The organism is Mycobacterium hubeiense (assembly GCF_002838065.1).
GTDB lineage: Bacteria > Actinomycetota > Actinomycetes > Mycobacteriales > Mycobacteriaceae > Mycobacterium > Mycobacterium hubeiense.
Window position 1 is genome coordinate 17,943 of the sequence record NZ_PIZU01000030.1, and the last position, 19,842, is coordinate 37,784.

At 66.4% G+C, this 19,842-nt stretch carries 19 protein-coding genes; 1 reads left to right on the forward strand and 18 read right to left on the reverse strand.

Translation table 11 applies throughout. The features are described 5' to 3' along the window. Positions 1 to 54 precede the first annotated feature (54 nt). Genes CWS39_RS20395 through CWS39_RS20405 form a run of 3 tightly spaced genes read right to left on the reverse strand, consistent with a single transcriptional unit; the run spans position 55 to position 3,171 of the window. Positions 55 to 1,197 carry an acyl-CoA dehydrogenase family protein gene (locus tag CWS39_RS20395; RefSeq protein WP_102144739.1) on the reverse strand — a complete coding sequence of 381 codons (1,143 nt, stop codon included), beginning with the start codon at positions 1,195 to 1,197 and terminating at the stop codon, positions 55 to 57. 31 nt (positions 1,198 to 1,228) lie between these two features. Beyond that, a complete protein-coding gene (locus tag CWS39_RS20400; protein ID WP_431306156.1) occupies positions 1,229 to 2,014 on the reverse strand; it encodes a crotonase/enoyl-CoA hydratase family protein in 786 nt (261 codons plus the stop codon). An 11-nt stretch (positions 2,015 to 2,025) separates the two neighbouring features. Next, positions 2,026 to 3,171, reverse strand: a complete 1,146-nt coding sequence (locus CWS39_RS20405; protein ID WP_102144741.1) for a thiolase family protein — start codon at positions 3,169 to 3,171, stop codon at positions 2,026 to 2,028. 193 nt (positions 3,172 to 3,364) lie between these two features. Here CWS39_RS20405 and CWS39_RS20410 point away from each other — a divergent pair, with 193 nt between their 5' ends. Beyond that, complete coding sequence (locus CWS39_RS20410; protein WP_102144742.1) at positions 3,365 to 4,162, forward strand: FadR/GntR family transcriptional regulator; 798 nt, start codon at positions 3,365 to 3,367, stop codon at positions 4,160 to 4,162. On the opposite strand, the gene CWS39_RS20415 is transcribed toward CWS39_RS20410, so the two are convergent. The 15 genes from CWS39_RS20415 to CWS39_RS20485 form a co-directional block, all read right to left on the reverse strand. Then, the gene (locus tag CWS39_RS20415; RefSeq protein WP_102144743.1) at positions 4,159 to 4,554 is read right to left on the reverse strand and encodes a hypothetical protein; all 396 of its coding nucleotides are present in this window, start codon (positions 4,552 to 4,554) and stop codon (positions 4,159 to 4,161) included. The genes CWS39_RS20410 and CWS39_RS20415 overlap by 4 nt on opposite strands. Further along, the gene (locus tag CWS39_RS20420) at positions 4,526 to 6,268 is read right to left on the reverse strand and encodes a DUF3556 domain-containing protein (protein WP_102144744.1); all 1,743 of its coding nucleotides are present in this window, start codon (positions 6,266 to 6,268) and stop codon (positions 4,526 to 4,528) included. Before CWS39_RS20420 ends, CWS39_RS20415 begins: the two co-directional genes overlap by 29 nt. Positions 6,269 to 6,379: 111 nt before the next feature. Further along, a complete protein-coding gene (locus tag CWS39_RS20425) occupies positions 6,380 to 6,895 on the reverse strand; it encodes a DoxX family protein (protein WP_102144745.1) in 516 nt (171 codons plus the stop codon). Positions 6,896 to 6,929: 34 nt separating this feature from the next. Next, complete coding sequence (locus tag CWS39_RS20430) at positions 6,930 to 8,183, reverse strand: wax ester/triacylglycerol synthase domain-containing protein (protein WP_102144746.1); 1,254 nt, start codon at positions 8,181 to 8,183, stop codon at positions 6,930 to 6,932. Next, positions 8,184 to 9,080 carry an alpha/beta fold hydrolase gene (locus CWS39_RS20435; RefSeq protein ID WP_102144747.1) on the reverse strand — a complete coding sequence of 299 codons (897 nt, stop codon included), beginning with the start codon at positions 9,078 to 9,080 and terminating at the stop codon, positions 8,184 to 8,186. Between the two features lie 4 nt (positions 9,081 to 9,084). Continuing rightward, a complete protein-coding gene (locus tag CWS39_RS20440) occupies positions 9,085 to 9,714 on the reverse strand; it encodes a hypothetical protein (protein WP_233213601.1) in 630 nt (209 codons plus the stop codon). Next, positions 9,711 to 10,403: a tetratricopeptide repeat protein gene (locus tag CWS39_RS20445; protein ID WP_102144748.1), complete on the reverse strand. Its 693-nt coding sequence runs from the start codon at positions 10,401 to 10,403 to the stop codon at positions 9,711 to 9,713. Before CWS39_RS20445 ends, CWS39_RS20440 begins: the two co-directional genes overlap by 4 nt. Then, positions 10,367 to 11,827, reverse strand: coding sequence for an MCE family protein (locus CWS39_RS20450; protein WP_102144749.1), 1,461 nt, complete (start codon positions 11,825 to 11,827; stop codon positions 10,367 to 10,369). The genes CWS39_RS20445 and CWS39_RS20450 overlap by 37 nt, the downstream gene beginning before the upstream one ends. Before the next feature lies 1 nt (position 11,828). Beyond that, positions 11,829 to 12,983, reverse strand: a complete 1,155-nt coding sequence (locus tag CWS39_RS20455) for a virulence factor Mce family protein (RefSeq protein WP_102144750.1) — start codon at positions 12,981 to 12,983, stop codon at positions 11,829 to 11,831. Continuing rightward, on the reverse strand, positions 12,980 to 14,305 hold the full coding sequence (locus CWS39_RS20460) for an MCE family protein (RefSeq protein WP_102144751.1): 1,326 nt from the start codon (positions 14,303 to 14,305) through the stop codon (positions 12,980 to 12,982). Before CWS39_RS20460 ends, CWS39_RS20455 begins: the two co-directional genes overlap by 4 nt. Continuing rightward, positions 14,302 to 15,657 (reverse strand): MCE family protein, encoded by a 1,356-nt coding sequence (locus CWS39_RS20465; protein WP_102144785.1) that lies wholly within the window; start codon positions 15,655 to 15,657, stop codon positions 14,302 to 14,304. Before CWS39_RS20465 ends, CWS39_RS20460 begins: the two co-directional genes overlap by 4 nt. Continuing rightward, the gene (locus tag CWS39_RS20470) at positions 15,654 to 16,682 is read right to left on the reverse strand and encodes a virulence factor Mce family protein (protein WP_102144752.1); all 1,029 of its coding nucleotides are present in this window, start codon (positions 16,680 to 16,682) and stop codon (positions 15,654 to 15,656) included. Before CWS39_RS20470 ends, CWS39_RS20465 begins: the two co-directional genes overlap by 4 nt. Before the next feature lie 43 nt (positions 16,683 to 16,725). After that, complete coding sequence (locus CWS39_RS20475; RefSeq protein WP_102144753.1) at positions 16,726 to 18,183, reverse strand: MCE family protein; 1,458 nt, start codon at positions 18,181 to 18,183, stop codon at positions 16,726 to 16,728. A 4-nt stretch (positions 18,184 to 18,187) separates the two neighbouring features. Then, positions 18,188 to 19,042 carry an ABC transporter permease gene (locus tag CWS39_RS20480; protein WP_102144754.1) on the reverse strand — a complete coding sequence of 285 codons (855 nt, stop codon included), beginning with the start codon at positions 19,040 to 19,042 and terminating at the stop codon, positions 18,188 to 18,190. After that, a complete protein-coding gene (locus CWS39_RS20485; RefSeq protein WP_102144755.1) occupies positions 19,039 to 19,806 on the reverse strand; it encodes an MlaE family ABC transporter permease in 768 nt (255 codons plus the stop codon). Before CWS39_RS20485 ends, CWS39_RS20480 begins: the two co-directional genes overlap by 4 nt. Positions 19,807 to 19,842 lie beyond the last annotated feature (36 nt).

Consider the following 19,842-nt stretch of genomic DNA (forward strand, 5'->3'; position numbering starts at 1 on the left):
ATTTCGGCGCGCGCAGTCGCGGTCAGCGCGACCCAGCGCGCCGAAATCGCTTGGCTAGAGGCCGAGGTCGCGGCCGATGATCTCCTTCATGATCTCGGTGGTGCCACCGAAGATCGTCTGGATGCGCCCGTCGACATAATCGCGCGCGACGCGGTACTCCATCATGTAGCCGTAGCCGCCGTGCAGCTGCACACACTGGTCGACGACCTTCTTGGCCACCTCGGTGCACCACCACTTGGCCTTCGCGGCCTCGACGGCGGTCAGTTCACCGTCGACCACCGCCTGCAGGCAGCGGTCGATGTACTGCTCGGACACCTCGAGCTCGGTGTCCATCTCGGCGAGCAGGAAGCGGTTGTGCTGGAAGCTGCCGATCGGCTGGCCGAACGCCTTGCGATCCTTGGCGTATTGCAGTGTCTGCCGCCAGGTTTCGCGTGCGCCCGCGATGGCCGAGATCGCGATCGACAACCGCTCCGACGGCAAGTTGGCCATCAGGTGATAAAAGCCGCGGCCTTCCTTGCCCAGCAGATTCGACGCCGGCACCCGGACGTTTTCGAAGTGCAGCTCGGAGGTGTCCTGCGCGTGCAGGCCCATCTTGTCCAGCTTGCGACCGCGCTCGAAGCCCTCCATCCCGCGCTCAACCACCAGCAGACTGAAGCCCTTGTGGCCCGCCTCGGGATCCGTACGGCATACCACGACGACGAGATCGCTGTTGATGCCCGATGAGATAAAGGTCTTGGAGCCGTTGACAATCCAATCGTCGCCGTCGCGGACCGCGGTGGTGCGGATACCCGCCAGGTCGCTGCCCGCCCCGGGTTCGGTCATCGCGATCGCGATGATCAGCTCACCGCTGGCGATGCCAGGCAGCCAGCGCTCCTTCTGCTCGTCGGTGCACAGCTCTTTGAAGTAGGGGGCGACGACGTCGTTGTGCAGGCTCAGCGCGGGGCCCGGCACACCGGCCTTGGCCATCTCCTCGTCGATCACCGCGTTGAACCGGAAATCGTCGGACCCACCGCCGCCGTACTCCTCCGGCATGTTGAACCCGATAAGCCCGTATTTGCCCGCAGCCACATAGGCGGAGCGATCGACAATTCGCTCCTGCTCCCACTTTTCGGCGTTGGGCACGAGTTCGCGTTCGATGTATTGCTTGGCGGTCTCCCGCAGCGCCTCGTGCTCGGCCTCGAATACCTGTCGCTTCATCTGTGCTCTCTGTTCCTCGCGCAAGCGCTCGTCAGCGCGCTTTCCATACGGGCGTTCGCTTTTCGGCGAAGGCCAGTGGTCCTTCTTTGGCGTCCTCGGTGCGGAGCAAGGTGCCGAATTCGCGACCGGTGCGCATCCAGCCGGGCTCGTCGCCGGGGACGACGCCGTCGTCGGCGCCGTAGGCCACCCGCTTGCTGGCCTGAACGGCCAACGGCGCGTTGACCGTAATGCGTTCGGCCAGAGCCAAAGCCGCCTCGACGACGGTGCCGTCGGGAACCACCTGGTTGATCAGACCCCACTTCAACGCGTCGGCCGCCGACATCGGATCACCGGTGAACAGCAGCTCCATCGCCACCTTGCGTGGCAACTGCTCGGCGATGCGGAATACCCCGCCCGCGCCGGCGATCAGGCCGCGTTTCACCTCGGGCAGGCCGAATTTGGCGCGTTCCTCGGCGACGACGAGGTCGCTGGCCAAAGCCAGCTCGGTGCCCCCGCCCAACGCGGTGCCGTTGACCGCCGCGATGGTCGGCTTGTCGATGAAGTGACGCACGTAGCCGGCGAAACCCCACTCGCCGTGGTCGGGGTGATACAGATTCTCCCCGCGCGAGATGGCCTTGAGATCGGCTCCCGCGCAGAAGGATTTGTCGCCTGCGCCGGTGATGATCACCGCGCGGATTTCGGGATCTTTCTGAGCCTCGTCCAAAGCGTCACCGACCGCGATGCTGACCGCGGCGTTGACGGCGTTGCGGGCTTCGGGCCGGTTGATCGTGATGATCAGCACGTTGCCCTTGCGCTCGGTCAGCGCACCCGGCTGCATGACGGTTTCGGTCACAACAGTTCCAGGATGGTGGCGTTGGCCTGGCCGCCGCCCTCGCACATGGTCTGCAGGCCGTACTTAATTCCCTTGTCCCGCATGTGGTAGAGCATCGTCGTCATGATGCGCGCGCCCGAACCGCCGAGCGGGTGGCCCAGCGCGATCGCCCCGCCGTTGGGGTTGAGCTTCTTTCCATCGGCGCCGATGTCCTTGAGCCACGCCATCGGAACAGGCGCGAAGGCCTCGTTCACCTCGAACACGCCGATGTCCTCGAGGCTCAGCCCAGAGCGCTTGAGCGCCTTCTGCGTGGCGGGGATCGGTGCGGTCAGCATGATCACGGGGTCAGCGCCGGCAAGCACCGCGGTGTGCACACGCGCGATGGGCTTGAGGCCCAACTCTTTTGCCTTTTCTGCCGACATGAACAGCAGCGCGGCAGAGCCGTCGGAGATCTGCGACGAGTTACCGGCGTGGATGACGCCGTCTTCCTTGAACGCCGGCTTCAGCTCGCCCATCTTCTCGATGGTGGTGCCGCGGCGGATGCCCTCGTCCTTGAGCACCGGATTGCCGTCCTGGTCCTTGATCGCGACGATCTGGTCCTCGAACGCACCGGAATCCTGTGCGGCGGCGGCCTTTTCGTGCGAGCCGAGCGAGAACTCATCGAGCGCGGTGCGGCTGAAGCCCCACTGCTCGGCGATCATCTCGGCGCCGATGCCCTGGTTCGGGGTCTGGCTGTAGCGGTTCTTGAAGCCCTCGGGGTACGGGTTGCCGCCGCTGGCCAGCGAGGCGCCCATCGGCGTGCGCGACATCGACTCGACACCGCCGGCGACGACGACGTCATAGTGCCCGGCCACCACACCGGCCGCGGCGAAGTGCACCGACTGCTGGCTGGAGCCGCACTGGCGGTCGACCGTCACGCCAGGCACGCTCTCGGGCCAGCCCGCGGTCAGCAGCGCCGTGCGGCCGATGTCGAGCGCCTGCTCACCGGCCTGCATGACGCAACCCCAGATGACGTCGTCGACGATCGCGGGGTCCACACCGGCGCGCTCGACCAGGCCGTTGAGCACTTGGGCGGACAGCTCCGCCGGATGGACGCCCGACAGCCCGCCGTTGCGCTTACCAACCGGGGACCGGACTGCCTCGACGATGACGGCTTCTGCCATGACACTTCTCCTTTGAAGATGGGTCTTTGCATGAACAAGACTTTGCACCGAAACTAGATGAAGTTAGTTTACTAGGTCAACCTACTGGTTGGTAGGCTGTCCTCGACGAGTCGGCGCCCGGAGGCCCCGTCCACATGGTTTACTGAGTTGTATACCTGGCCGCTGTGGCCGGGCGCGTCAACAGGAGACCTTGGTGGCTGGAAACACCCCGCTGGCGCCGATGATCGGGCCGGATGCCGTGACGCCGCTGGGCGGCGCGCCCATCCGATCGCCGAAAACCGCCGAACTGGTGGCCGGCACCCTGCGCCGGATGGTGGTCGACGGGCAACTCAAGGACGGCGACTTCCTGCCCAACGAGGCCGAGCTGATGAGCCACTTCGGCGTCAGCCGGCCGACGCTGCGCGAAGCCGTGCGTGTGCTGGAGTCCGAGCGACTGGTCGAGGTGCGCCGCGGCTCGCGCACCGGGGCCCGCGTGCGGGTGCCCGGACCGGAGATCGTCGCCCGCCCCGCGGGCCTGCTGCTCGAGCTGTCGGGCGCCACCATCGCCGACGTCATGGTCGCGCGCGCCGCGATCGAACCGATGGCCGTGCGACTTCTCGCCGAATCCGGCACACCCGAGGCATTCGACGAACTCGACAAAATGCTGGCCGACGACATCCCGGCCGGTTGGCAGTCGGGCCAGCTTGCCGAAGTCACCGGCATGTTCCACCGTCGAGTGGTCGAGCTGTCCGGCAATGCCACGCTCGGCATCATCGCTGGCATGCTGCACGAAATCACCGTGCGGCACATGGCATTTCTCTTCAAGGAACGCCGGCCGGTGTCGAAGGCCGACTACGAGAAGCTTATTCGGTCCTACGGACGGCTGATGAAGTTCGTGCGGTCCGGTGACGCCGAGGCGGCAGAAGCGCACTGGCGCAAACACCTCGACACCACCCGTGATCTGCTGCTGAAGGGCATCGAGACCATCAAGGTCCGCGACGTGATGGGCTAGTCGGGCCAGACTGCCAATCTCGCGTCCGTCTCCCGCCAACCCGTGTCGGTCTTCCAGCGCATCGGCAACAGCCGATACCACCAGCTGCCCGCAGGACCATCCGAACCGACATGGTCGACCGTGATCGAAATCACGTCATCCTCAAGCTGTTTGGCGTGCGTTTCCAGGTAAACGCCGGCTTCGTCGTCGACGTCGGACATCAGCTCGCCGTAGAGCAACCGCGGCCCCGGCCGCCGGTACACCAGCACGCACTGCTCGCGCTGCGGGCAATGGCCGGCCCGAACGGCGGCAAAACACCCGGTGTCCACCTCACCGAGATCGCTCATCACCCGGCCGGTCTCGTCGACCCAGACTGCGACCGGGTCAGGTGGCTTCGGCCCGCTCGCTGCCATAGACGTGCACCGGCAGGTTGTCATCCCACGGCTGACGCGTCACCATGTCGGCCACGCGCACATACCCTCGTTCGAACTCCCCCGTCGCGGCGTCGACGAGCCGGTATTCCTGACGCTGCTTGTGAATCGGCTGCGCGTCGAGCAACACCACCCGCACCTCGCCCGGTTCAAAGTGGCACCGCTCCTGCAACGCCTCGATCAACTGCTCGTTGTGCATGTGGCCGTCGCCGAAATTCCAGCCAATTGCCGTCGAACAGATCCGTTCGCCGTCGGTCAGCACGTACTCGTCCTCGTTCTGGCCCGCCATCGCACGATGTGCGAGCGTGAACATCGCGCGACCGTGAGTGTTGAAGGCGCGGAACGCATATCCCATGTACAGGTACATCTGCGCGGTTTCCGGGCTGCCGTAATACCGCTCCATCTGCGCCTGCGGCATGCTCGCGATCGACACGACGTTCTTCTCGATCTTCTCGGCGGCCGAGGGTTTCACAAACCACAGCGTGGTGTCCCAGTTGCCCGCGTAGTAGCGCATACCGGGCAGGAACGAAATCTTGCGCGGGAACAGGTTTCCCAGCACCACGGTGCCTGCGCTGACGATAAACAGCAGCGCGACGGGCAGCGGGTTGTTCAGATCCGAGAGCCCGAGATCGGCATGGCCGACGAACAGCGTGATCACGCCGAAGATCATGAATACGTTCCACTCCAGCGGTACGCCCATCGGGATCGCCGACAGGATGCCGAAGTGGAAGCAGACCATCACGAACGCGGCCACGGCCGTCGGCCATCCCCCGTGCGAGAAAAACAGCACCAGCGGCACCAGCATCTCGATCGCGGTGCTGATGTGCGCGAAGAAGCGCGACAGCGGTCCCGGCCGCAGATCATCGGGGAAGTGCTCGAAGAACCTGCGCTTCAACCACTTCGGCCGGATCACCGGGTTGTTGGACATCATCGTCGAGATGACGAACGGGAAGTGCTTGTTGAGCTTCGACGTCGCCGCGCCAATCCAGATGATCAGGAACACGACCTTGGCGGCGACGATCATGTCCACTCCGGTGAACAGGAAGCACACCGTCATCGCCGCATACACCTCACCGCGGGCGGCCAGGAAGATCACCTTGTCCCGCAGCCCCAGCACCGCCAGCAGGCCGAGGATCGTCCAGATCTGCCAGGTCGGCAGCACCCCGATCGTCGTATCGAGCGCCGGGATCGGCCCGGTGCCGTTGGAGAACAGCGCCACCAGGAGCATCACCAGCAGCGCGGCGTACAGGCCGGCGTCGACGGGCGTGCGGGCGGTGCCCTTTGTGAGCGGGACCCGGCCAGGCCACGGTGGCAGCCGGATGGTGCCGGGGCGCAACCAGTACAGGATGGAGCCCATGGGCGGGAAGAAGCGGTTATTCAGCGGGCCGAAGCCGCAGCCGAGGCCGACGACCTCGAACAGCATCGTGTAGAGCACGACCTTCTGGAAGACGATCGGCTCGGTCCACCACTGCGCCACGTTGGTGAAGCCGTCGACGCCGGTGGTCGCCAGCGCGAACAGCCAGCCGCCGAGGATGTACAGGAGGATCTTGACGACGTAGAAGAGGTGCAACACAACCGGGGTGCCGAAGCCGACCTCGGCCCAGTGGCGAGCCATCGGCTTGATCTTCTCCGCGCGAGTGCCCTTACTCCACTCTTCGAAGTCGACGACGGGCGCGTCCTGCTTCAGAAACCCCATGGCCCCACAGATTAGAACGTGTTCTAGGTCCGCGACACCATATGGGCCCGCGAGACTGTAGTTGTTGAGAAGAAAGTGCGAGTGCGGGCCTCGATAACTACAGTCTCGCGGTCAGACCTTCGCCGGTGGGCGGTAGAAGAGCACCAGCTGCCCGATGCCGCCGGCGAGGCCGAGCCCGAGCGAGATGATCAACCCCCACCAGCCGTGCAGGTAGTCGTAGAAGCCGGTGCCCGAGAACAGCGCGTAGTCGAGGCTGAGCTTGCCCGCCCCGATGGTCGCCACCGCCACCGCCGACGCCGCGAGCACCAGGTTGTACTCCCAGCCCTCCTTGACGATGAAAAAGCCGTTGGGCCGGTGCACCGTCCACGCGGCCACCAGCATCAGGGCGACGAAGCCCGCCGCCGGGATCGGCGTGAGCAGCCCGACGGCCAGGCCGAGGCCCGCGGCCATCTCGGTGGTGGCGGCGATGCGGGCGTGCAACGTGCCCGGCTTCATGCCGATGCTCTCGAACCAACCGGCGGTGCCGGCGATCCGCCCGCCGCCGAAGAACTTGTTGTAACCGTGCGCGGCCATCGTCAGACCGAGCACCAGGCGCAGGATCAGCAGTCCGACATCGTAGGCACTCATGCAACAGAATCTAGGCCATCTGTTAAGTCGGCGGCTAGTGGCCCAGCGCGGCGTCCAGTCGCTCGACGTAGGCGTCGACGTCCCCGATGGCCGACTCTGCGGCGTGCACGCTGACCGCGACGGTGGCGCCGATCCCGTGCACGCCGTGGGTCAGGCCCATCATCGGTGACAGCCCCGGATAGCCGGCGGTGACGACGACGGGCGCGTCACCGAAGCGAAGATCGGCGGCGCCGCGGTTGACACTCGACACCACCGTGTTACCGGTGACGGTGTCCGAGCGCAGGGTGGGGTCGAATTGTGCAACGCCCCAACGCAACAGCGGCGCCGGCACGGCGGCGAACGCCTGACTCGCCGCCAGCATCGCCGGATGCTCGGCGCGCCGGCGACGCATCGCCAAGTCCTCGGCGATCCGGTCCCGACGTTCACCCACCGGCAACAACGGGTACAGACCGACGCTGACATTGCCGAAATGATTGTGCGCATGACGCGCACCGGTTTTCGCCATCGGCACCTCCGCGCCGAGCGTGGCCGGATCGTCGCCGAGCGCGCGCAGATGAGCCGCGAGCGCCTCTGCCACCGCCGTCAGCACCGCCACCGTCACCGTTGGCCCCGACAAATGCGCGCGGTGCCGGATCAGTGTGCGGACGCTGCGCACACCCGCAGGGCGTGCGTTGGTGCGCAGCGCCGGACGTGAGTCGGCTTGCGGCGGAACGAGTCCGGCGTCGGTATCGCGTACCAACCGCCGATGTGAGCGAGCCGCCCGATAAGCCCGCCACGGCAGCACGGCACCCCGAAATCGCGGCGGCGACGGCACAGCGGGCACCGACCCGGCGCGACCCAACAGCAGGGCCGCCAACGCCGACGACCGGATGCCGTCGCCGAGCGCGTGGGCGGCCTGCAGCACGACCACCGCGCCCGGCCCCGCCGCGCCGGGTATTCCGTCGACGGGCGTGAAAACATGCAGCTTCCACACCATCTCGGAAGCATCGAGCTGGCGCTCGGCCAGTCGCACGACCTCGTCCAGACATTCGCGCCACGTGCCGCCGGGGTGCACGGCGAATTGAGTGTCGTCGACGTCGCGCCGCACCCACGCCGGATACGTGAACACCCCGCGATCCTCGACGCGCACCGTCAGTTCGGGGCAGCTCTGGGCCCGGCCGCGCACTTCCCGCATGGCCCGCGGCACATCGGCGGGCACACCGGCGAAGCCGTAGAGCAGAAACTGGTCGTTGGGAATCTTGGTCGACATCCAGTAGGTCTGGGCGTCGACCGCCGCCAACCGGGGCATCTAGCCTGCCGGCCCGATGAAGTCGAGGACGCGCCGCGCGACGGTGTCGGGCTGCTCGAGCTGCAGGAAGTGGCCGGCCTGACCGACGAGGGCGATGTCGCTTCCGTCGGGCAGCACTCGCTGCACCCACTGCGCGAAAGCTGAGGTGGCACAACCGTCGTCGGTCCCGTGTAGGTAGAGGGTGGGCAGCACCGGCGCGGAAAGCCAGTGCCGGTGAAGCTCCGCATACTGCGTCGGTGGCCGGCTGCCGCGGACCGTCGCCCGGTAGTACCCGAGTGCCGCCCGCCATCGCTCCGGCGCACCGATCGCGGCGTCGACGTGTCGCAGATCCTCCGTCGCGTTGTAACCCGGCGACCACTGCCGCCACAGCCGCGGCACCACCCACGACGCGGAACGGTCTGGCAGCCAAGGCAATTGGAAGTACATGATGTACCAGCTGCGCAGCGCCTGCGCCGGCAGCTGCGCAACAAGGCGGCCGGCCCGAGGTACGCGGCCCAACGGCCGGAACGACGCCGCGGGCGGCACCGACATGACGACCGCCTTGCGAAACGGGCTGTCGGGCATCGCAGAAAGCCCGGAGGCCGCGATGGCGCCCCAGTCGTGGCCGATGATGACGTCGCGACCCGTTGGCCCGGCGGCTTGCAACACCCGCAGCGCGTCGTCCATCAGTGCGCCGACGTGGTAGCTGCCGTCGGACGGAATAGACGACGGCACATAGCCCCGCATGAACGGCGCGACCACCCGCCATCCGGCGTCGGCCAACAGCGGCGCAGCCTTGCGCCACCCGTACGCGGTGTCCGGAAAGCCATGCAGGCACAAGGCAATCGGGCCGTCGTCAGGACCCCATGTCAGGGCTCGCAGCTGCACCGCGGGCGCGGAGACGTCGATCCAGCGCACGGGCCTAGACGGGGTCGAACTTCGAGATCAGCCAGCGGTCGCCGACCTTATCCAGCGTCACCCGCACGCTCGACGCGGTGTTGGTGGGTGCTTCCTGTCCGACGGTCACCGTCTGGTTGATGAACAGCAGCACCACAGCATGATTCGGGTCGGCCGAGACCGACGCGGCCGCCGGCACGGTCGCGACCGCGGAGATCTGCTTTTCCTTCGCCCCCGGGATCACCACATCGTTGGTCAGTGACGTGTAGGAGTCGCGGAACTCGCCAGTGAGCCGATCGCGGGCCCCGGTCAGTTGTTCCTCGACCTTGTCGGGCGCATACGACAGGATCGCCACGGTGCTGTCCTTGGCGGCCTGCACCGACTCCTGGGCCGCCCGTTCGGAATCGCGGACCGAGTTGTCTTGCCATTTCAGGTATCCCGCGCCAAGAGCCAACACCAGCGCGAGCGCCGGCAGCACGACGAAGGCCAATACCCGCGACCAGTTCACCCGTCTTTTCGCGGATTCTTCGGCGGGTGCCTCCTCGTCGGCCTCGACCGCCTCGACCGCCTCGTCGATGGTCTCCTCCGTCTCCTCGGCGGGCACGTCTTTGCTTTCCTTCTCCACGTCCACGGTTTCCTCGGTTCGTTCGGTCACGGCACGAACTCCACGTTGGACACCTTGGCTTCGTCTCCGATCTGCTGCACGGACAGCCGCATCCTCCAGGCCCGCGGTGCCTGCTCGGGCGCACCGGCGTTGCTGGTGTTGACGGTCACCGCGACAAGCACCTGGGCTTCGTTGTCGGAGACCGATTCAAGACCCGCCTCGGTGATCTTGCCGACCGACTTCGACTGCGCCTGCTTGACGACTTCCTTGAACGGCTGCGCGCGCCGCTCGAAGTCGTCGTAGAACGTGCCGGTCGCCGAGTCGAGGATGCGCTGCACGTCGGCGTCGACCTGCTGATGGTCGATGGTCGTCAGGTTCAGCGCGCCTTGGCGGCCGACCTGCAGGAAAAGCTGGCGCTGGTCCTCGGCCTGCTGCGACTGATAGGTCTGCAAACCCAGCCAGCCGACCAATCCCGCCAACGCCACGACCAACACCAGGCCGACGATGGTCGCCAGCTTCACGTGCGACATCGGCGGCTTGGGCGGAAACTCGTGCTTGCCACGCTTGGGCGGGGTCTCGTCGGCCTCATCGGCCTCATCGGCCTCGGCGGCCTCGGCGGCCTCGGCGGCCTTGGCCGCCTCAGCGACGTCCGTCGCCTCGGTGGCGGTGGACTCCGGCTCGGCGGCGTTCGAGGTTTCCTCGCTCAATTCCCCTTCGGGGGCAGCAGCATCGTCTGCCATGTTTGCTCCTCTGCGGCACTGTCAGCCAGGTTGGCTTGTGTGTACACACGCCCGTCCGGTCCAACGTACGTGCCGGTCGACGGGTCGTATTCGGCGGCCGCTAATGGCGGCGGCGCCGGACCCGGCGGCGGAGCTGCTTGCGCAGGTGGAGTGCCCGGCGGCACGTGCGGAATGGGCTGTCCGGACAGCGTCGCGTTCGGATCGCCCTTCCAGTTGTAACCGTCGTTGAGCGGCACGTAGTACTCAGAGCTCTCGCACTGCTTGACCGTGGGGGCGCGTTTGCCGGGCACCGTGATGCACGGCAGGTTGCGGGCGCCGCGCACGTTGAACGGCGCGTCTTGCGGGATCCGGCAGTACACGTCGCCGGCCGGCCGATCGGGATAGTCCTCGAGCGACGGGTTGCGCTGCTGCTGGGCGGGCAGGAAGCCGGTGGTGCAGGGCGGCGGCAGGTTGAGATTCAGGTTCAGGGTCAGGTAGTCGCCCATGTAGTCCTGTTTGGTGTTCGCCTTGGCCACGCCGATGGCCTGGGTGGTCGCGGTGCCCTGCGGCCGCAGCACCAGCAGCTGCTCGATGCTGGGCTGATAGGTGACGGCGACCTCGCCGAGGCTTACCAGGTTGGCCAGCACGATCGGCAGCGTGGGCTGCAGCCGGTTGAACAGCGCCTGCAGCTCGCCGGCCGCGCCGGGTCCCTTCTCCAGGATTCCGGCCACCGCCGGGTCCTGGGTTTGCAACTGGCCGGTGACGCTGGCCAGATTCGACGCCCAGGCGTGGATCGAATCCGCGGTGTCGGTCTGGGTGTCCAGCACGGGTTTGGACTGATCGATCAGCGTGGTCAGCGGGTCCAGGTTCTTACGCGCGTCGATGGCCAGCGTGGTTCCGGCGTCGACGAGCCGCGACAGCTCCGGGCCGAGTCCACCGACGGCCAGGTAGGCCTCGTCGACGGCCGTCTTGAGGTTGTCGCGCGGGATCGCCGCCAGGCCGCGGTTGGTGATGTCCAGCAACGTATTGATGTCGGTGGGGACCCTGGCGCGGTCCTGCGTGATCACGTCGCCGTCCTTGAGCACCGGCCCCTCGCCACTGCGCGGGATGAGCTGGACGAACTGTTCACCCACCGCCGACACGCTGTGCACTTCGGCGTCGACGTCCGCGGGGATCTTGATGTCCGATGTCAGCGACAGCTCCGCCTCGACACCGGTATCGGTCAGCTCCACGCTTTTCACCGTGCCGACTTCAGTGCCCCGATAGGTGACGTTGCCGCGGGGATACAGCCCGCCCGTCTCGGGCAGCTCCAACGTCACCCGGTACTGCCCGAAACCCATGAGTGCGGGCAGCCGCATGTAGCCGAAGACCATGATTCCCAGCGCGACAAGCGCCAGCAGGCCGAAGATCAACAGCTGGATGACGATCTGTCTGGTCAATCGCATGTCACGGCCCCTGATCCCAGCGATACGCCGCGAGCAACGGATTGCCGCCAGGCGGCGGGACGTGATGATTGCACGGGCTGGGCAGCTGGCCGATGGTGCGGCCCCACTGCAGTTCCAACCAGGTCAGGTTGCACTCGAACCGCGTTCCGGTGAACAACCCCTGGTCGATTCGGCTCAACGTCATGTCGACGATCAGCGACAGGTTGGCGTAGTCGCCGCGGATCCAGTTGTGCAGCGTCTCCTTCGGGAACGGGAACGTGGGCAAAAAGCTCAACGCGCGGGTGAGCGCCGGACCCGCGTTGGCGAGTGATTCCAGCACGGGGCCAAGGTCTTTGAGCTCCTGAACCAGCGCTTCCTTGGTCTGGTTGACCGAATCGGCGGCCAGCGCACTGAACCTGCCCAGCTGCGCGAGCGCCTCGGTGAGATTGTTGCGCTGATCCTTGAGCACGTTGAGCGCGTTCGGGATCGTCCGTAATGCGTTGTCCACCACCGGCTTCTGCTCGGCGAACTGGCCGACCAGGTTGTTCACGCTCTCGTTGGCGGCGATGATGTCGTTCTTCTGGTCGTTGACGTAGGCGATGAACCGGTCCAGCTGCTCGATCAGGCTGCGCAGCTCGGCCTCCCGGCCTGCCCACGCGCTGCTGAACGCCTCGGTGATGTCCTGAACGTTGCCGATCCCACCGCCGTTGAGCAGCAACGAGATCGACGCCAGCGTCTGCTCGGTGCTCGGGTACTTGCTGCCCGACGACAACGGGATCAGCGAACCTTCGCGCAGCCTGCCCTCCGGCGGCACGTCCGTCGGAGGCGCCAATTCGATGTGCAGGGAACCCAGCAGGCTGGTCTGACCGAGCTTGGCCGTCGCGTTGGCGGGCAGTTCGACATTGCCGTTGAGCGTCATGGTGACCAGCGCGTGCCAGCCCTGACGCTCGATCTTCGTCACATTGCCTACCGTGACGTCGCCGACGCGCACGCGGGAGTTGGGCTCGATGTTGTCCACGTCGGGCATCTGCGCCTGGATGGTGAACGCGCCGGGGCCCTGGCCTTCCACGCCCGGTAGCGGAATCGAGTTCAGCCCTTGCCAATTGGCGCAGCCGGATACTGCGAATGCCAGCGCCAGCATTACCGCTGCCACGCGAATCCAGTGCCGGCGCATCATGATCCGGCTCCCGCTGGCACCATCAGACCGCGCAGGCCGTCGGCCGGGTCGGGGGTGGTCGGCGCCTCAGCCGCGAGCGGCGGACCGGGCGGGGCGCCGTGTGCCGGCGGGGTGCCGTCCATCGGAGGCGGAGGGGCCGGCGGGCCTTGCGGCGGAATGTAATCGGGCCGCATCCACTCCTCGCTGTAGGTGATCTCGTTCGGCCGCGCGGAGGCGCCGACGAACAGGTTCTGGCCGATCGGCGGGAAGTTGTACTGGCGGTTCTTGATGATCGGCGCCAGGTACTGCACGCACAGCTTCGCCGACTGCTCGGCGCCCAGCCGCGACGCCGCCTGCACCGCACCGCAGAGGAAGCTGATCGGATCGGCGAAGTTGTTGACCGCCAGCACCGCGCTCGCCGCGCCCTGGGCGGGCTGGTAGACGTTCACGTAGTTCTGGAATGTGTTGGGTGCCACGTGCAGGAACTGCTTGACGTCGTCGAGGCTGTCGGTCAGCGCCTGGGTCACTCCGGCCAGCTTGTCCGACGTCGTGCCCAGGGCCTCACGGTTGTCGGCGACGAAGGTCTGCACCTCGCCGACGACGGCGTTGAGATCCCTGACGGCGTCGGCGACTTCGTCGGGGTTGTCGGCGAGCACCCCGGTCACCGATGCCAGGTTCTGGTTGAGCTGCCGCATCAGGTTGGTGCTGTCCTGCAACGCCGAGACCAGGATCGACAGGTTCTTGACGGTGGAGAAGATGTCGGTGCTCTTGTCGCCGAGCGCCGAAAACGCTTGCGACAGTTTGATGATGGTGTCGCGGATGTTGGCGCCCTGGCCGCGCAGGTTGTCGGCGGCGGTGTTGATGACCGAGCCCAGCGGGCTGACCCCGCCGGGTTCGGTGGGCTGCAACTGCTCGGACAGCCGCTCCAGCTGCTGGCGGAAGGTGTCCCACTCCACCGGAACCACGGTGCGTTCGCGCGGGATGACGGCGTTGTCTTCCATCTTCGGTCCGCCGGTGTAGACGGGCGTGAGCTGGATGGCGCGCGAGGTCACCAGCGTCGGCGACAGGATCGCGGCATTGGCGTCGGCGGGCACGTCGTGTTTGCCGTCGTACCAGAACGAGATCTTGACCCGCTCGGGTTCCGGCTCGATCTTTTCGATCTTGCCGACCGTCACACCGAGGATGCGGACGTCGTCGCCGACGTAGATGCCGTTGCTGTTCTCGAAATACCCGACGACGTCGACACGGTTGAGCGGTCCGGTGGACCGCAACAACACCGCGCCACCGGCCACCAGCAGCAGGGCGAGGGCGACGCCCAACCAGGTACGCGCGTTGCGGATCATGATCCGGCCTCCGCGGGTAGATGCGGCACGGCCTCACCCGGCGCCGGCACGAAAACCGGGTTGGGCGTGGGCAGCGGAATCGACTGCTGCCCCGGCGGCGCCTCGGCAGGCGGACCCGGCGGCGGACCACCGGGCGGCGGCGCGGGCGGCGGCTCGCGGTACGGGTAGCAGCCGGGGCCGGGCAGCGGGATGCCCGGCGGACCGCAATGTCGGTCTTCGGGATTGCCGGTGATGGCATCAGGCAGCGTCATGGGTGGATCCCCGCCCTGACCGGTGCGCGGATACGGCATCGGCATCGCCGGGGTGCCGGGCTGGCCGATCTGCGGATCGGAGCGCTCGGACGGCAGCAACACGTTGGGGTCCAGACCCAGATCGGAGAACGCCGCATCGATGAACGGCTGAACGAACTGTCCCGGCAGCAGATTGACGATCCAGTTCTTGAAGAACGGGCCCGACGACACCGATTCGCCCAGCGACATCGCATAGGAGTTGAGGAGGTTCAGCCCCTTCTGCACCCGTTCCTTGCGGTTGTCGATGATCGTCAGCACCCCGTTGAGCTTGTCCAGCGCCGGTCTCAGCGTGGCGCGGTTCTCGGCGATGAAGCCCTGCAGCTGCTGGCTCAGCGCGGAGATGCTGCCCGAAATCTGGTCCAGCGCAGCGCTTTGGGTTTCCAGCTGGAACAGCAGTGCGTTGGTGTTGGCGACCAGACTGACCACCTGATTGCTGCGCTCGGCCAGCACCTTGGTCGCCTTGTTGGCGTTGGTGAGCAGCTGACGCAACTCGGCGTCGCGTTCGTTGAGGGTCTCCGAGAACCGGGCCACCCCCTCGACGGCGATCCGCAGTTCGGGCGGAGTCTCGGAGAACGTGTCCGCCAAAACCCGTAGCGAGTCGGACAATTGGTCGGTGTTGAGCCCGCTGATCGTCGTCGCGAGATCGCCGAGCGCTTCGGGCAGCTGATACGGCGACGTCGTGCGCTCCAGGGGAATCGTGCCCTCCTGGCGTCCGTCGCCGCGGGAGGTGACCTCCAGGATCTTCGCGCCCAGCAGACCTTTCGTCTTGATCGCCGCCTCGCTGCGATCACCGAGCCGGACGTTGTTGTCGACGTCGAACTTGACCAGCACCTGCGGCCCGTCCAGCTCGATTCCCGTCACCTCGCCGACCCCGAAACCCGAAACCTGCACGTTCGCACCGGTTGTCAGCCCACCGGCCTCGGCGAAGTGCGCCGAGTACTCGGTGCGGGGGTTCAGGAACGGGATCTTGTCGTACTGCAGCGACAGCAGCACGATGCCGGCCGTCAACCCCAGCCCGATGGCGCCCATCACGAATGGGTTGCGTTCGGAGAATGGTTTCATCGCGGCGTGCACCTCCCCGACTTCTGGCCCGCCACTTTCACATACACCGGTTGACCGCCCTTGCCGTTGAGCTTGAGCACGAGGTCACACAGGTAGAAGGCGAAGAAGTCGCCGTAGATCCCCTGCCGCCCGAGCGCCTGGTAGGCGTCGGGAAGGGTGTTCAGCAGGTTGTCGAAGTACTCGTGGTCGGCGACGACGATGCCTGCGGCCCGGTCTGTTTCGACGACCGTCTTGGCGAACGGCTGCCGGGCCTGCGACAACAGGTCGGTGATCGAACCGGCCGCGGCGTTGGTGTACGCGACGCTGTTGCTGATGTCTTCCTTACGGGCTTCCAGACCCCGCACGAGTTCGGCCAGTGCGTCGACTCCCTTTGCGAATTGGTCACTTTGATCGCCCAGCGAACCCAGCACGGTGTTGAGGTTGACGATCACCTCGCCGATCAACTGGTCCCGGTCGGCCAGCGTGTTGGTCAGCGCCGCGGTCTGGTTGAGGAACGACCCGATGGTCCCGCCCTGCCCCTGGAAAGCCTGAATCAACTGGTAGGACAACGCGTTGACCTGATCGGGATCCAGCGCGGAGAACAGCGGACGGAACCCGCCTATCAACGCGTCCAGGTCCAGCGCCGGCGAGGTGCGGGCCAACGGAATCGTGGCGCCCTCATCGAGTCTCGTGGTGCCGCCGGCGCCTTCCACCAACGCGAGATAGCGCCCGCCGATGAGGTCGTCATACCGGATGACGGCCCGGCTGCCTTCGGTCAGCACCACCGAATCCTCGGCGGTGAACTCGACCAGCGCCGTGGTGTCGTCGCGGATGGAGACGTTGCGGACCCGGCCGACCTCCACCCCGGCGATCCGGACGAAGTCACCGTTCTCCAGCCCCGTGACGTTGAGGAACTCGGCGTTGTAGGTCTTGGTCTTCTCGCCGAACCGCAACTCGCCGAACACCATGTACAACGCGAACACGCCAAGCAGACACACCGCGAAAAAGATCGAGAGACGCAGCAGAGCGTGTCGCCATTGGGTCATGTCCGGCTGCCTTTCTCGGTCGAAGTGTCTGTGTGCTGGGCGATTACGGCGATGGCGCGACCTCCCGCGGAATCGGAACCGGCGGCAGCGGTGTCGGCTGCATCTGCGCAGGCGCGGGCACCACGAACGGTTCCGAACCCGGCCGCGGTCCTGGATCCTTAGGTGCACCCGGCGGCGGCGCGGGCGGCAGCCCGGGCCACAGCGGAGTGCCGTCCGGCGCGTACAGCTTGGCGCCGTAGGCGGGCGCACCCGGGTACGGAATCGGCCCTGGCGCAGGGCCTCCGAACAGATTGCGGATGCTCGGCGGTTCGGGCACCGCGCGCGTCACCGGCAGGTAGTTGGCGTAGCCCGGGAACCCGATACCCGGGTTGGGCCGCCAGTCCACCCCGGTGCCGAAACCGGTGTTGGTGATGAGCTGGCGCACCGGCCAGTTCTCGCTGACGTTGGGCAGCGACCCGCAGCCGGGCTTGCCGCCCGGTCCGCCCTTGGCGCCGACGATGGGAAGGTTGTCGGGGTACCGGTACGGGTCGTCACCGAGCGCCAGGCCCGCGTCGAGGACGAGCGAATACCCGTTGCCGCCGGGGCCTTCGTAACCTCCGTGGTCCAGCAGATGTTTGGCGCCCAGCAGCAGACACGTGTACTCCGGGTTGTACTTCATCAACAGGTTCGTCGTCGGCTCGAGCACGTTGATGGCCTTGATGAGGTTGGCCTGGTTGGGTGCGAGCAGATCCACCCCGCTGCTGGAGAACCCAATCGTGGCCAGCAGCAACGCATCCAGCTGCTGCGCGCGATTGGTGATGGTGACGCTCGTCGTGCTTGCGGCGTTCAGCGTCGTCAGGATGTCTTGTGCGGCAACGCTATAGGTGTCGCTGAAGGCCTTGAGCGCCTGCCAGTCGGCGCGCACGGTCTCACTGCGAGGATTCAGCGCGAGGAATACCTCATTGGCGTCAGTGGTGGCCTGGCCGATCCGCTCGCCTTTACCGCGCACTCCTTGCGCGAGCGCGGACAGGACGCTGTTGAGTTTGGCCGTGTCGATCTGGTCCAGCACGCCGACCACGTTCTCGAATACCGTGTTCACCTCGGTGCTGACGTTGCGCGACTGCAACACCTGATTGGCCTGCAGCCGTTGCGGGCTCGGATCGCTGGGGTAGACGAGGTCGACGAACTTCGCGCCGAACACGGTGGTGGCCCGGATCTGCGCCTCGACATTGGCCGGGATGTTCTTGATCTGGTCGGGGTCAATCTCCAACTTCAACGTCACGGGCTCACGGCCGCCGGTTATCGACGCGACCCGTCCGACCTGGACGCCGCGCATCTTGACCTTGGCGTTGCTCTCCATCACCAGGCCGGACCGGTCCGAGGTCAAGGTAACCGGGACAAAGGATTTCAGCGTGCCGGCGAACAACGCGTACGTCAGCCAGATTGCGGCGACCACGCCTATCAGCAAGAAGAGCGTCCACCACCCCGGGTGCAGGCCCTCGTCTTCTCTCGGATCAGCCATACCGCTACCCAGCCAGGTTGAAGTTGCCGGATTGCCCATAGACGGCAAGCGAAATCATCATCACCACGAATGCGGCGACGATCAGGGACATGCGCACGGCACGTCCGACGGCCTCCCCCACGCCCGCCGGTCCGCCGGTGGCGGTGAACCCGTAGTAGGTGTGGATGAGCATGATCACCACCGCCATCGCGATGCTCTGCACGAATGACCACACCAGGTCGGTGGGGTTCAAGAATGTTCTGAAGTAGTGGTCGTAGACGCCGGTCGACTGGCCGTAGATGGTGGTGGTGCCAAAGCGCGCCGCCCAGAACGACGCCAGCACGCCAACGCAATACAGCGGAATCACCACCAGGATGCCGGCCACCACGCGGGTGGACGCGAGGTACGCGACGCTGCGGATCCCCATCACCTCGAGGGCGTCGATCTCCTCGTTGATCCGCATGGCGCCGAGTTGTGCGGTGGCGCCGGCGCCGATGGTGGCGGCCAGGGCGATGGCCGTCGTCGCCGGTGCGATCAACCGGACGTTGAAGAAGGCCGAGGCGAAACCGGTCAGGGCCTCGACGCCGATCTCGGAGAAGTCGGTGTAGCCCTGGACCGCGACCAGCGCACCAGTGGTCACCGTCAGGAACGCCACGATCGCGACCGTTCCGCCGATCACAATCAACGCCCCTGCGCCCAAGCCCATCTGGGCGATGATCCGCATCAACTCGATGCGGTAGTGGACGAACGCGAAGACGATGTTGCGCAGCGTGCTGCCGTAGAACTTGGTCTGGATCCCGACGTTGTTCCAGCCGCTGACCCAGCCGTCCACCCTGCGCGCCAACCGCGGGTACCGGCGACCAAACGCAGTGCTGGTCATAACGTCACCTTCACCGCGACGGCGGTGGCGACGACGTTGATCGCGAACAACGCCATGAAGGTGAACACCACGGTCTCGTTGACCGCATTACCCACGCCGGCCGGGCCGCCACCCACGGAAATGCCCTTGTAGCAGGCGATCAGACCCGCGGAAAGCCCGAACAGCGCGGCTTTGATCAACGCGATCGTCACATCGAGGGCGCCGATGATCAGGGTCAGGCCTGCCGCGAACGCCCCGGGCGAGACGTGCTGGATGTAGACGCAGAAGAAGTACGCACCGGCGAGCCCGACGAGAATCACCGTCGCGGCCAGCGCCAGCGACACCACGGTCGCGGCCAGAACGCGCGGAACCACAAGCGCTTGAATGGGATTGACGCCCATTACCCGCAGCGCGTCGAGTTCTTCACGAATCGTGCGCGCGCCCAGATCGGCGCACATGGCGGTGGCGCCGGCGCCGGCGACCACCAACACCGTGACGATCGGCCCGATCTGGCGCACCGTGCCCAACGCCGCGCCGGTGCCTGAGAAGTCCGCGGCGCCGAACTCGGTCAGCAGGATGTTGAAGGTGAACGTCAACAAGACCGTGTAGGGCACCGTCAGCATCAGCGTCGGCACGATCGACACCCGCGCGACGAACCAGGCCTGTTCGATGAACTCGCGCCACGCGAAGGGCGGTTTGAACATCAAGACGAAGGTGTCGAGCGCCATTCCGTAGAAGCTGCCGACGGCGCGCACCGGCTTGCCAACGATGTTGGAAGCGGCCATCAACGGGTCCTTCCTCGCGTGCTGCTCAGTGCCATG

Excerpts from the sequence above, each read along its gene's own strand:
- CWS39_RS20425 (WP_102144745.1), bottom strand. The coding sequence starts at position 6,895 with ATGAGTGCCTACGATGTCGGACTGCTGATCCTGCGCCTGGTGCTCGGT.
- CWS39_RS20465 (WP_102144785.1), bottom strand. The coding sequence starts at position 15,657 with ATGAAACCATTCTCCGAACGCAACCCATTCGTGATGGGCGCCATCGGG.
- CWS39_RS20485 (WP_102144755.1), bottom strand. The coding sequence starts at position 19,806 with ATGGCCGCTTCCAACATCGTTGGCAAGCCGGTGCGCGCCGTCGGCAGC.
- CWS39_RS20480 (WP_102144754.1), bottom strand. The coding sequence starts at position 19,042 with ATGACCAGCACTGCGTTTGGTCGCCGGTACCCGCGGTTGGCGCGCAGG.
- CWS39_RS20470 (WP_102144752.1), bottom strand. The coding sequence starts at position 16,682 with ATGACCCAATGGCGACACGCTCTGCTGCGTCTCTCGATCTTTTTCGCG.
- CWS39_RS20420 (WP_102144744.1), bottom strand. The coding sequence starts at position 6,268 with ATGGGGTTTCTGAAGCAGGACGCGCCCGTCGTCGACTTCGAAGAGTGG.
- CWS39_RS20445 (WP_102144748.1), bottom strand. The coding sequence starts at position 10,403 with ATGGCAGACGATGCTGCTGCCCCCGAAGGGGAATTGAGCGAGGAAACC.
- CWS39_RS20405 (WP_102144741.1), bottom strand. The coding sequence starts at position 3,171 with ATGGCAGAAGCCGTCATCGTCGAGGCAGTCCGGTCCCCGGTTGGTAAG.
- CWS39_RS20415 (WP_102144743.1), bottom strand. The coding sequence starts at position 4,554 with ATGGCAGCGAGCGGGCCGAAGCCACCTGACCCGGTCGCAGTCTGGGTC.
- CWS39_RS20460 (WP_102144751.1), bottom strand. The coding sequence starts at position 14,305 with ATGATCCGCAACGCGCGTACCTGGTTGGGCGTCGCCCTCGCCCTGCTG.
- CWS39_RS20455 (WP_102144750.1), bottom strand. The coding sequence starts at position 12,983 with ATGATGCGCCGGCACTGGATTCGCGTGGCAGCGGTAATGCTGGCGCTG.
- CWS39_RS20450 (WP_102144749.1), bottom strand. The coding sequence starts at position 11,827 with ATGCGATTGACCAGACAGATCGTCATCCAGCTGTTGATCTTCGGCCTG.
- CWS39_RS20400 (WP_431306156.1), bottom strand. The coding sequence starts at position 2,014 with ATGCAGCCGGGTGCGCTGACCGAGCGCAAGGGCAACGTGCTGATCATC.
- CWS39_RS20395 (WP_102144739.1), bottom strand. The coding sequence starts at position 1,197 with ATGAAGCGACAGGTATTCGAGGCCGAGCACGAGGCGCTGCGGGAGACC.
- CWS39_RS20475 (WP_102144753.1), bottom strand. The coding sequence starts at position 18,183 with ATGGCTGATCCGAGAGAAGACGAGGGCCTGCACCCGGGGTGGTGGACG.
- CWS39_RS20430 (WP_102144746.1), bottom strand. The coding sequence starts at position 8,183 with ATGCCCCGGTTGGCGGCGGTCGACGCCCAGACCTACTGGATGTCGACC.